An 11,436-nucleotide genomic window follows, 5' to 3' on the forward strand; every position below is an offset into this window, starting at 1 on the left:
GCTCAGGTGTGCCGCGCGGCTTCCTTCGCCAACTGAACCCGCGACTCGAGCCCCAACTTCGCGTACACGTGCGTGAGGTGAGTCTGCACCGTCCGGGGCGACATAAACAGCCGAGCCGCAATATCTTTGTTGGACAAGCCGTCACTGACGTGACGCACGACATCACGCTCGGTCGGAGTGAGTGATTCCCACCCACTCGCTGGCCGCCTGCGGGTGCCGCGACCACGCTGGGCGAACGCAATGGCCTCATCGGCTGATAACGTCGCCCCCTCGTGCCACGCCGACTGAAAGTCGGCGTCGCCGAGCATGTCCCGCGCCGCCGCCTGCGCATCGGAAACCTCGTGGTCGTAGATCTGATAGCGCACAATGCCATTGCGCTGACGCAGCGCGTCTGCCGCACCGAGCAGGCGGGCCGCAAATTGATGTTCGCCGGCGCAGACCGCCAGCTGAGCCAGCCGCTCGACGATGTCCGGCAGCCGGATGAATCCCCGTGTCTGCGCGGCGATCGCCAGGGCTTCGTGGGCGTCGCGCTCGGCCTGTGCCAACTCCCCCTGGGCGATGGCGACGCGCGAACGCGCATGCAGGGCAACCATTTTGTGCCAGCCCGACACCACAGCGACAGTATCGTCAGCCCAGCGTCGGGCGGCGGCGAGTTCACCACATGCCAGCAACGCATCAGCCATCGGATTGAGGCTGCGAATGAAGAGCTCGCGCTGTGGCACGGTGCGCTGCCAACACGTCTCACACGCTGCTCTCGCGGCGGGACCGTCGCCACCTGCCAGTGCAGTGAAGGCGATGACCGTGTAGATGGCATCCTCGGCCCAACCACCCATGGCCGCCGAGGTTTTGAGCGCGACGTCGTTGCACTCCCGCGCCTCGGCGAGGCTGCCTCGAAAAGCGTGAACGTGAGCCAAGCCGATATTGGCGAGACAAACCCTGAAGCGCTCGTCCGGGGCTGATCCCGTCGTCAGCGGGCGATACATTCGCTCAGCCTCGTCGAGCTCACCTAGCGTGAACAAGGTGATGCCGAGCCAGCACCGGATGTTCCATGACATGAACCGGTCTCCCAGCTCACCGGCGAGGCCGAGGCCTTCTTCCGCCGCAGCGCGGCTCCCTGGATCGCCGCCGAATGGGCCTGCAAGCGCCTGAGTGAGCCGGACCTCGCAGAGGATCCGTCGATCGCCGCATTCTTGGGCCAGACGGGCTGCCTCCTCCAGGTACGTTCGGCAGGTCTCCGTCGCCACCACGGTGAGATTGCCGCACGCATTCAGCACGGCGGCAGTAAGTGACGGATCTCCGAGCTGCCGCGCGACCGACAAAGCCGCATCGATCCGCTCCAGACCGACCGGGGCCACTCCCCACAACGCCAGCACCGCGTGGTCAGCCACCGCACGTGCCCAGGTGTGAGGAGCCACGTCGCCTGGCTCGTCGGTCAGCGCTGCGTCGAACCACGCCAGTCCTTCCTGGAATCGCGCCTGTGCCACCCAAAACGGTTGTAGCGCAGACGCCAGCCGTAAGGCGGTCTCGATATCGGCGCATTCGAGGCTCCATGCCAGGGCCGCCCTGAGGTTGTCGAATTCGCCATTGGCCCAGTCGGACACCAGATGTGGTGCAGTGCTTGTCGCCTTTCCGGCGTAGTAGTCACGGTGTCGCTCTCGAACCGTCACGGACTCACCGGACTCCCCGAGTTTTTCCAACGCGTACTGCCTCATGGTCTCCAGCATTCGGTACCGCATGACCCCGGCACCGTCGTCGGCGACAACCAGCGACTTGTCCACCAACAGGCCGAGCTGGTCCAGCACCTGGTACTGCTCAACCGAGCTGGTCGCGCATACCGCCTGCGCGCCTCCAGGTCGAACCCGCCCATGAATACTCCGAGCCGGCGGAACAACATCCGTTCGGGCTCGGTGAGCAGTCCGAACGACCACTCCACCGATGCGCGCAGGGTCTGCTGCCGGCGCACCGCGGTGCGAGCACCGCCGGTCAGCACTCGGAAGCGGTCTTGCAGACCCTCGACGATCTGGCCCAGAGACAGTGCCCGCACCCGAGCCGCGGCAAGCTCGATCGCCAGCGGCATACCGTCGAGCCGGCGGCAGATGTCGTGCACCCGTTCGGCATCGTCGCCGGTCAACCGTAATCCTGGACGGGCTTGCTGGGCACGGTCGAGAAAGAGCTCGACGGCCTCATCCGCCAATCCAAGGGACGGCACCCGCCAAATCACTTCGCCGGCGAGACCGATGGGCTCGCGGCTGGTCGCCAGAATCGTCAGCTGCGGACAGCGCGCAAGCAGTGTCATGGCCAACTCGCCACAGCTGTCCAGCAGGTGCTCGCAATTGTCGAGCAGCAGCAACACACCTCGGTCCGCAACGAATCGGACCATGATGTCGACGATCGAGCGCCCGGGCTGGTCAGGTAGCCCCATGGAGTGCGCGGCGGCGACCGCGACCACCGCCGGGTCGGTGATGGGAGCGAGGTCGACGTACCAGACCCCGTCCGGGAACTTCTCGGTAAGCTGAGACGAAATCTCTACTGCCATACGAGTTTTCCCCGCACCACCTGCCCCGGTGAGCGTCACCAGCCGATGTTCCGTGAGGCTCTCCTGCAGTTGGGCCAGCTGCGCACTGCGACCGATGAACGACGTCAACTGCGCCGGAAGGTTGTGCGCCCGAGCGGGTTTGGCCGTGCGAAGGGGCGGGAAATCGTTGATGAGGTCCGGATGACAGAGCTGCATCACATGTTCGGGACGAGGCAGGTCTCGTACCGAGTGTCGGCCCAGATCGGTCAGCCACACCGCACCCGGCAGGTGGTCGGTGACCAGATCCGCTGTGGTACTGGACAAGATGGACTGTCCACCGTGGGCCAGGTCCCGCAGCCGCGCGGTGCGGTTGATGGTCGGCCCGATGTAATTGGACTCGTCGCGCAACTGCACCTCGCCGGTATGGATACCGATGCGCAGCCGGATCGGGTCGAGCGCCGCCCGTTGCAGATCCAGCGCGCACGCAACGGCGTCACTGGCCCGACCGAAAGCGATGACGAAGCTATCGCCCTCCCCCTGCTCAAGCGGCCGGACACCGTGGTGGGGTTCTACCAGCTGCGCGAGCGTGCGGTCCAAGTTTGCGAAGGCGGCCGTCATGTCGTCTGGCCGCGTCTCCCACAGCCTGGTCGAACCCTCGACGTCGGCAAGCAGCAGCGTGACCGTGCCGGTCGGTATCAGCTCGCCCATAGCCAGGTCTCCGCAGTTCAACAGCGCCGCGTCTGTGTCGATCATGCTAATCAGCCTGCGACCTCGGAAGGGCCGGAACATCGACAGAACGGCGTAGAACGCAGCGCCTGGGGGTCGTATACGACCCCCACGCCGGAGAAGATGCGCGGATACCCCGATGGTTGGCGCCGGTCCGCGGCTGATGCTCGATGTCATGACCATCGATACCTGCCTGCCCACGCTGAACTACCTGCAGTGCCACAACCCGGACGACGCACATCGCGCCATCGCCGCCGCACGTCGACACGGACCGGTGGCGATCGGCCCGTTGGGGCCCGAGATACTCAGCTACGACCTGGCTCGCGCCGTACTACGCGACCCACGCTTCACCGTGGCACACCGTGCCGCCGCGGAATCCCAGGGCATCACCGAAGGTCCACTGTGGCAACGGATCTCCTCGTTGATCCTCTCCATCGACGGCGAACGTCATTACCGGCAACGCCGGCTGGTCGCCAAGGCGTTCACACCCCGCGCCATCGCGCGGTTGCAAGGCCTCGTCCGCGACATCATCACCGACGTCGTCGACCCGCACGTGACTGCCGGCCACTGCGACGTCGTGTCAGACATCGCGCGGCCATTCCCGGTACCGATCATCTGTGCGCTGTTGGGGGCGCCCCGACAGGACTGGGGGCTGTTCTCCGACTGGATTGCCGACATCGGCAAGATTTTCGAATTCAATCTGGCGACCGACGGGCCGTGCGTCCTGCAGGCGTGGCAACAGCTCGACGCTTATCTGGAGCTCATGGTCGCCCGTCGCCGTCATGAGCTGACCGATGATGTGATCTCCGACCTCATCCGCGCCGAAGACGACGGAGCAGCACTGGATCACGACGAGTTGCTGGCGCTCGCTGTCGCCCTGCTTGGGGCGGGAACGGACACCACACGCAACCAACTCGGCGCGGCGATCGACGCTTTCTGCGACCATCCCGACCAGTGGGCGCTCCTTCGCACACACCCCGAGTTCGCCGCACAGGCGGTCGACGAGGTAATGCGTTACCGCCCAATCGGATTCAGTCTGTCCCGACTTGCGGCCGAGGACGTCGAACTCGCCGGAGTACCCATTTCGGCGGGCACCCTGGTATTCGTCAACACCGCAGCCGCCAACCGTGATCCAGCGGCGTTCCCCGAACCGGAACGTTTCGACATCACCCGCGAAAACTCGACGGCGACACTCGCTTTCGGCAACGGTGCACATTACTGCCTGGGCTCTCACCTTGCCCGGTTGGAGTTGACGGAGGCATTGACGGTCATGGCCCAGCGGATGCCGAACCTCCGTCGCACCGGTCCGTCCCCGTGGCCGTCGATGCTGGGCGTGACCGGACCCAGCACCCTACCGGTGGCCTTCGGAAGTTTCTAGCTCGCCGCCTGAATGACCTGATCCACTTCAGCTGCCCGGACAGCCATTTCGGCGTGTGCCTTGTCGAGCGCCTCGGCCTGATCCTCGTCGGCCTTCATCATCGACTCGATGTCGAAGCCGGCCATGTCCAGCACGCCCATGTCGGCGAAGGCCTGTTTCACCTTGGGGCCCCACAGCCCAATGTCCTTGACAATGGGCACGATTCGGCTGAACAGATGCGCGCGGAACTGCTTCATCATGGGCGCCGAGGTATCGACCCACTCGGCACATGCCTTGACGTCGAGCCCGAGGGTCTCGAAGACCTCTTCGCCGCGGAACCGGTCCCGCATCAGATAGCAGGCGTCGACGACGAACTCTTCGCGTTCGCTCCGCTCCGCTTCGGTGATCCCGGAGTAGTAGTCCTTCAACGAGATTCGGCCGAACGCCACATGCCGGGCCTCGTCCTGCATCACATAGGCCAGCACCTGCTTGGCCAACGACCCGGGCGCCGCCAAGTCGCGCTGCACCCCGAACGCGGCGAGCGCGAGTCCTTCGATGAGCACCTGCATACCGAGGTAGGGCATGTCCCAGCGCGAATCCCGCAGGGTGTCCTCCAGCAGGAGGTTCAGGTTCTTGTTCATCGGGTAGACGAGGCCGACCTTCTCCTGCAGGAACCGCGAGAACGTCTCGACGTGCCTGGCCTCGTCCATGGTCTGTGTGGCCGCGTAGAACTTCGCATCGAGATCGGGGACGACCTCGACGATCTTCGCCGCGCACACCATCGCCCCCTGCTCGCCGTGCAGGAACTGCGAGAACTGCCAGGCTTGAGAATGGCGCTTCATCTCGGCGCGGCGCTTCTCGTCGGCCGCTTCCCACATCGGGCTGCCGAACAGCGGGTGGAACTCGTCGGGCAGGCCGATCGGGTTCATCGGATCGACATCAAGCGACCAGTCGATACGCGACTGGGCGTCCCACTGTTTGTCCTTGCCCTTCTGGTACAGGTTCAGCAGGCGCCCGCGGCCGTCGTCATATTCCCAGGTGAAGCGTGCGTCGCCGCCGCTCGGCACGTCCCAGGAGTACGGCGTGGGCACTTCCGTGTACTTGTCCTTCGTGGTCACGAGCGGCCGCCTCTCTGCCCCGATGCGTCCGGATAGAAATATGACTCACATCACAGTGCGCCGCGGGCGGCCGAACCGTCAACCACTCAGCCCAAGTCGTAATTCTCACGCGAGACGCGGATGAAGTGCCCGGTGGCTGTGTCGGTGCAGGTGACGCCTGCCAGCTCGCTGGTGCAGGTGATCGAACCTTGAGTGAAGGTCTGGCCGTAGTCGAGCGTCTTGAGGTTCGAGGCGGTGAAGTTACTCGCGCCTTCGTAGCATCCGAGCTTTCCGGGATTGCCCTTGCTGACGTAGAACTGCAGACCGCCAAAGTTGAAATTACAGGCCCGGCCGTAGGGACCCATCGTGGATGCCGGCTGCACCCAGGCATGTTCCCGCACTTCGCAATTCACGCCAGTGCCGTCGGAGTAGATGTCACAAACGATGTTCCCCGACGGGGTCACGAATTCATGGTTGGCCGGCACCGGGCCGCCACCGCCACAGGCGTTCGCCACGGCGGCGAGTGGCAATGCTGCGGTGGCCGCGACCGAGAGCGCCGCGATCAGAATGGTCTTCATGGCCACAGCGTGGTGCGCGGGCCTTGGCGGATTCTTGGCGCACGCCGCCACATCAGTGGGGCGGGCGCTTCTCGATGAACGCCAGTACGCCCTCGAGCGCGCTCGGGTCCATCATGTTGCAGGCCATCGTCGCGCCGGCGTCCGCGTAGGCGGCTTCGATCCCGACTTCGAGCTGGCGGTAGAACAACGACTTGCCCATCGCGACGGCGACGGCAGGCTTGGCGACGATGCTCGCGACGATCGCTTCCACTTCGTCGTCGAGCGCTTCCGGCGCCGCCACCCGGTTGACCAGTCCGAGGGCTTTGGCTTCGTCGGCCGCGATGAACTCCCCGGTCACCAGCATCTCGAAGGCGGCTTTGCGCGGGACGTTGCGCGACAACGCGACTCCCGGTGTGGCACAGAACAATCCGACGTTGATGCCACTGACGGCGAAGCGGGCATCATGGCTCGCCACCGCGAGATCGCACATCGCGACGAGCTGACAGCCGGCCGCCGTAGCCAGGCCCTGAACCCGCGCGATCACCGGGACCGGCAACCGCTGGATCGCCATCATCACCGCGGTGCACTGGGCGAACAGTTCCTGGTAGTACTCGAGTGACGGCTCGGCGCGCATTTCCTTGAGGTCGTGGCCGGCGCAGAAAGCCCGGCTGGATGCCCCGAGGACGACGGCCCGCACCGTCGCATCGTCCGTGATCGCGGCGAACGCCTCCCCCAGTTCCGTGAGCATCGCCTCGGACAGGGCGTTGAAGGCCTGCGGCCGGTTCAGCGTCAGCGTCACGACGCCGCGGTCATCGCGGTCGCGCCGCAGCAGCGGTTCACTCATCACCGAGCGCCCTCCAAGAAGTACGTCGTCATGCGTCCCTTGCCCTTGACCTCGACCACCTGCGGGTCGCTGAATGCGTAGCGGTGCGCCAGCAGCGCGTGCGTGGACGCGGACACCTGGATACGGTGCGGGCGGCCACTGGATTCCATGCGGCTCGCGGTGTTCACGGTGTCGCCCCACAGGTCGTAGATGAACTTGCGCTGCCCGATCACGCCCGCGACCACCGGACCCGACGAGATGCCGATCCGCATCGAGATCGGACTCGGCCAACTCGATGACAGGCCGGTGACGGTGCGCTGCATGTCGAGGGCCAGTTCGGCCATCGAGGCAGCGTGGTCCGCGTCGGGATTGGGCAGGCCGGCCACCGCCATGTAGGCGTCACCGACCGTCTTGATCTTCTCGATGCCACGCCGGTCGCAGAGCTCGTCGAAGGCACGGAACATCGTGTCCAGCAACTGCACCAGCTCCTCCGGTGTCAGCGTCTCGGACAGGGGTGTGAAGCCCACGATGTCCGAGAACAACACGCTGACGCTGGGCGCCGAGTCGGCGATGGTCAGCGCGCCGTCGCGCAGCCGGTCCGCGATCGGTGCTGGCAGCACGTTGTAGAGAATCTCCTCGGTTCGGGCCCGCTCTCGTTCGACTTCACGCTGCCGCAGGAAGTCGATGCGCCGCAGCCGCTCCAGCGCATAGGCGATCAGCACGCTGATCGCGGCCAGTCCCGCGATCTGCGGTGCCATCGTGCCGAGCTCGTTCAGGTTCCCCCGGGCGTTCGGCAGTTCCAGGCACACCACGACGAACACCACCGTGTTGGCCAGGGCGGCGTGCATCCGCAGCCGCAGTAGACCGACGGCGCCCAGCAGCGTGACGGTGGCCGAGGTCATCAGGTACTGGGTCGGGAAATCGCCGATGCCGGCAAGCACCGGGACGAGCAGCACCTGGACGATCGTCAGCTGCACGACAGCGGCGACCTGCAGACGGTCCTGGAGCGTTCGAACCCGGCGGATCGCCACGATGCCGAGCAGGAAGATGCCGATGGTGACCACGCGGACGATCAGCGCGCCGGGGACGAAACCGTGCAGGACAAGGAAATCCACACCCGCGTACACGACGGTGAACAGGACGCCGACCACCTGTGCGAAGGTCGCCGCCCGCAGGCCGTTCGCGTCGTCGTGTGCCCGGAACTCGCGTTCGGGGTCGGCGTCGTCGAACTCCAGCATCCACTTGCGCATATGAAGCTGGGCATGCCGCTCCTGCACCCAGCACCGCACCGCTTGCGCATCCACAGGGCGAAACTAGCGGAGACCCGGGTCGACCGGGACCGCTATTCGACGATGTCGTCGCGGTAGCGCTCGAAAAGCGCCAGGAACTCCGCTCTTTCGGCGTCCGGCACACCGTTCTTGAGCAGTGCGGCGTCAGCGTGCTTCATGTTGGCTTCCCATTCCGCGGCGGAGATCGCCAGTCCCGCATGGGAGGTCAACATGTCACGCCCGATGTAGTAACACGGCCCGCCGGTCAGCTCACCCATCTGATCGACGAGCAGCTGCCGCGCCCGCATGTGCGAATCGGTGCTGCGGCCCGACCCGAAACGAGCGAAGGCCGGGTCCGCTCGCAACAAGGCGAACATGTCGTCGATGATGGCCGCGATCACGTCATAGCCACCCAGCCGGCGGTACAGCGATGGCGTCGTCTCGGTCATGATGCCCTCCTCTGACCCAAGCATCGCGCCGGCGGTGAGGACGGTGCAGGCAAATCGCAGATATTCCCTGTACGGCTACCGCGTCCGTCACAAAAGACTTAATTCTGCCAACCGTGCATCAAATCCTGCCGATCGGAATGGTACTGCCGCACAACCGGTTTCAACCATCAGAGCACCACAACAACCGAAAAAGGGGTTCAAAATGAAGAAGTTCGGCTTTGCCACTCTGATCGCATCCAGCATGACCGCCGCCGTCCTGGGTCTGGCCGTCCCCGCGCAGGCCACCACCGGAACCCCGATCGGTCCCCACTACAGCGTCGACAACCACGACAACACCAACACCAGCAACGGTTTCGTCGACCAGGCCTTCTGACCGCCCGACCAAGGACCCCCGATCCGCGCGGATCGGGGGTCCTTCATATTGTGAGCCGATGGCGGCCACGCGCATCGACATCGGCGGCACCACCCTGCAGGCGATCGAAAACGACGGCGTGGTGGTCGCCCGCGGCGTTCCCTATGCCCGCGCCGACCGGTTCGCCGCCCCGGAACCCGTCACGTTCGGACGAGAAGTGATCGATGCCACCGAGCGTGGCCCTGCGTGCCCTCAACTGCCATCCCGTCTGCAGTCCGTCACGGGCGCCTTCGTCGACGACCTAACCAAGAGTGAGCAGTGCCAAGTGCTCACCGTCACCGCTCCGGCGGATGCCGAAAGTCTGCCGGTGATGGTGTGGTTTCACGGCGGGGCCTACGTATCGGGTGGTGGCGAATCCCCGAAGTACGACGCTCAGACGCTGGCGGCCGAGGGACAAGTCGTAGTGGTGACGGTCACCTACCGCCTCGGCATCTTCGGCTACCTGAACATCCATGACCCGGCGACGCAGAACCTCGGCCTGCGTGACCAGATCTGCGCTCTGCAATGGGTTCGCGACAACATCTCGGCGTTCGGCGGCGATCCCCAGCGCGTGACGGTGTTCGGCCAATCCGCTGGCGGAGATTCTGTGATGTCGCTGATGCTGTGCCCGGAGACAGCGGGACTCTTCACCCGGGCCATCCTGCAGAGCGCACCGCTCGGCCTGCCGCGCGAGCGCTCGGCGATGGCCGCCGCGATGCGCAAGGCCGCGCTGGTGTCGTTGGCGGGCGTGCCGGCCATGGAAGCCGACATTGAGCAGCTGCTCGCTGCACAGGTTGCCGCGTTGACAGCCGCTCAGCCGTTCGGGCGGGTCGCCATGATGGCCTACGCACCGATTCTCGGTCACGCACCGCTGGTCTCCGCCGAACAATTCGAGTCGCAGATCGCCGACGCGGCTAGGCGTGTCGAAATCCTGGTCGGCTACACCCGTGACGACGGCCGGCCCTTTGTGTCGATGGATCCCCGCGGCGAGCATGTCCAGCGGCTCGGACCGCTCGGTGCCGCGCTCACGACGCTGATCGGACGCAACATGACGCGCGCCGAGTTCGGCAGGCCGGCAATCGATCTCGCCCGCAGCTGGGAGCGCGCAGGTGGACACGCAGCGACTTTCCGCGTCGACTGGGCACCACCGCGGGCGCCTCTCGGCGCCTGCCATTGCATCGAGCTGCCGCTCCTCCTTGGCGCAGTAGGCGCATGGACGGACGCGCCGATGCTCGGCCCCGAGCCACGCACCGTCGACGAGAACCTCGGACGTGAAATGCGTTCGGTATGGGCGGGTTTCGCGTACGACCATGTTGCCGCCCGCGGGCAGAGGCAACTTATCTTCGGGTGACACCCCGACGTCGGCCATCGCCTCACGAAAACGCCCCGGCCAAACAGGGCCGGGGCGTTTCGGTCGCACCAACTTTGGTCGCAAAGGTTCTGCGCGGGCCTGGCCACTTGTTGGTGGCGGCAGCGGTCGCTCGAACCAGCAATTTCTGACGATTATCCGAGTATCAGCTGTGCACGCACTGATAGCGTGCGTCAGCGTGACCACGTCTTCGCCGACCCACTCATTTGATATTCCAGCAGATTCGACCACCGTTGATGTTGCCGAGCTTCACCACCTCGCATTCGCAGGAACACAGACGGCACTGGGCGACTGACGACGGATGATTAATCGATCGATACGTTCGGCACGCGACAGTCGATGATTTTCGCTGCCACCACAGCAACTGTGGCGGTCCTGACACCTGCCCCTATCGCTTCAGGAGTTTCATTCGGGAGCTGTGCCGAGGCGATTAGCGCTGGCGCCGCACCGTTGTACGTCGGCGAGCCAGGTTACAGCCGAAAACTCGACCGGGACGGCGACGGTGTCGCGTGCGAGACAGCGACCTCGTCCGGCCCGTCTAATCCCCAGACAAAGCCAGCCGGCGATGGGTGCACCAACTACGACCGCTTTATATTCAGGACAACGCCCGGCGGCGAAACGCAAGCGTGCATCTACAGACCGCCGAACGGGCCAGGGATGTGGGTCTCGTCAGCTCCGCTAGTGGGCACTCGTACGATCGGCGCGGACTGCTCGCCGAGCACGGCGGCTCAAACCGGCGACGGTGTCCCACTCGTGTGCGTCAGCGACGCCAATGGATCGGGCAACAAGTGGCAAGCGGGCCCATAACGGGCTCTTCATGATTGAGGGTGTAGAACGGTCAGCTGCTGTCGGCCTGTGATTGGGGTGTCTGGTTGGCTGGGTGT

9 protein-coding genes and 1 pseudogene are annotated in these 11,436 nt (G+C 65.2%); 4 read left to right on the forward strand and 6 right to left on the reverse strand.

The window, feature by feature from the left end; genetic code table 11:
• Positions 1 to 2: 2 nt before the first annotated feature.
• Positions 3 to 3,223, reverse strand: a pseudogene (locus ACJH6J_RS20700) (LuxR C-terminal-related transcriptional regulator).
• A 193-nt stretch (positions 3,224 to 3,416) separates the two neighbouring features.
• On the opposite strand from ACJH6J_RS20700, the gene ACJH6J_RS20705 reads away from it, so the two are divergent.
• Complete coding sequence (locus tag ACJH6J_RS20705; RefSeq protein ID WP_212814647.1) at positions 3,417 to 4,619, forward strand: cytochrome P450; 1,203 nt, start codon at positions 3,417 to 3,419, stop codon at positions 4,617 to 4,619.
• Here ACJH6J_RS20705 and ACJH6J_RS20710 read toward each other — a convergent pair.
• From ACJH6J_RS20710 to ACJH6J_RS20730, 5 genes are all read right to left on the reverse strand, one after another.
• The gene (locus tag ACJH6J_RS20710; RefSeq protein WP_406803233.1) at positions 4,616 to 5,716 is read right to left on the reverse strand and encodes a ferritin-like domain-containing protein; all 1,101 of its coding nucleotides are present in this window, start codon (positions 5,714 to 5,716) and stop codon (positions 4,616 to 4,618) included. The genes ACJH6J_RS20705 and ACJH6J_RS20710 overlap by 4 nt on opposite strands.
• An 86-nt stretch (positions 5,717 to 5,802) precedes the next feature.
• On the reverse strand, positions 5,803 to 6,279 hold the full coding sequence (locus ACJH6J_RS20715; protein WP_406803232.1) for a hypothetical protein: 477 nt from the start codon (positions 6,277 to 6,279) through the stop codon (positions 5,803 to 5,805).
• 46 nt (positions 6,280 to 6,325) lie between these two features.
• Positions 6,326 to 7,096, reverse strand: a complete 771-nt coding sequence (locus ACJH6J_RS20720) for an enoyl-CoA hydratase (RefSeq protein WP_406803231.1) — start codon at positions 7,094 to 7,096, stop codon at positions 6,326 to 6,328.
• Positions 7,096 to 8,379, reverse strand: coding sequence for an adenylate/guanylate cyclase domain-containing protein (locus ACJH6J_RS20725; protein ID WP_212806833.1), 1,284 nt, complete (start codon positions 8,377 to 8,379; stop codon positions 7,096 to 7,098). The genes ACJH6J_RS20720 and ACJH6J_RS20725 overlap by 1 nt, the downstream gene beginning before the upstream one ends.
• A gap of 38 nt (positions 8,380 to 8,417) precedes the next feature.
• On the reverse strand, positions 8,418 to 8,792 hold the full coding sequence (locus ACJH6J_RS20730) for a group 1 truncated hemoglobin (protein ID WP_212806834.1): 375 nt from the start codon (positions 8,790 to 8,792) through the stop codon (positions 8,418 to 8,420).
• A gap of 202 nt (positions 8,793 to 8,994) precedes the next feature.
• On the opposite strand from ACJH6J_RS20730, the gene ACJH6J_RS20735 reads away from it, so the two are divergent.
• The 3 genes from ACJH6J_RS20735 to ACJH6J_RS20745 all read left to right on the forward strand — a co-directional run bounded on the left by ACJH6J_RS20735 (position 8,995) and on the right by ACJH6J_RS20745 (position 11,359).
• Positions 8,995 to 9,165: a hypothetical protein gene (locus ACJH6J_RS20735; RefSeq protein ID WP_212806835.1), complete on the forward strand. Its 171-nt coding sequence runs from the start codon at positions 8,995 to 8,997 to the stop codon at positions 9,163 to 9,165.
• Positions 9,166 to 9,223: 58 nt separating this feature from the next.
• The gene (locus ACJH6J_RS20740) at positions 9,224 to 10,534 is read left to right on the forward strand and encodes a carboxylesterase family protein (RefSeq protein ID WP_212806836.1); all 1,311 of its coding nucleotides are present in this window, start codon (positions 9,224 to 9,226) and stop codon (positions 10,532 to 10,534) included.
• A 357-nt stretch (positions 10,535 to 10,891) separates the two neighbouring features.
• Positions 10,892 to 11,359, forward strand: coding sequence for an excalibur calcium-binding domain-containing protein (locus ACJH6J_RS20745; protein WP_212806837.1), 468 nt, complete (start codon positions 10,892 to 10,894; stop codon positions 11,357 to 11,359).
• The last annotated feature ends 77 nt before the right edge of the window (positions 11,360 to 11,436 follow it).

It is taken from the genome of Mycobacterium sp. SMC-18 (assembly GCF_045310895.1).
Lineage (GTDB): Bacteria > Actinomycetota > Actinomycetes > Mycobacteriales > Mycobacteriaceae > Mycobacterium.

Coding starts and splice junctions, on each gene's coding strand:
- ACJH6J_RS20705 (WP_212814647.1), top strand. CDS start 3,417: ATGACCATCGATACCTGCCTGCCCACGCTGAACTACCTGCAGTGCCAC.
- ACJH6J_RS20740 (WP_212806836.1), top strand. CDS start 9,224: ATGGCGGCCACGCGCATCGACATCGGCGGCACCACCCTGCAGGCGATC.
- ACJH6J_RS20730 (WP_212806834.1), bottom strand. CDS start 8,792: ATGACCGAGACGACGCCATCGCTGTACCGCCGGCTGGGTGGCTATGAC.
- ACJH6J_RS20720 (WP_406803231.1), bottom strand. CDS start 7,096: ATGAGTGAACCGCTGCTGCGGCGCGACCGCGATGACCGCGGCGTCGTG.
- ACJH6J_RS20745 (WP_212806837.1), top strand. CDS start 10,892: ATGATTTTCGCTGCCACCACAGCAACTGTGGCGGTCCTGACACCTGCC.
- ACJH6J_RS20735 (WP_212806835.1), top strand. CDS start 8,995: ATGAAGAAGTTCGGCTTTGCCACTCTGATCGCATCCAGCATGACCGCC.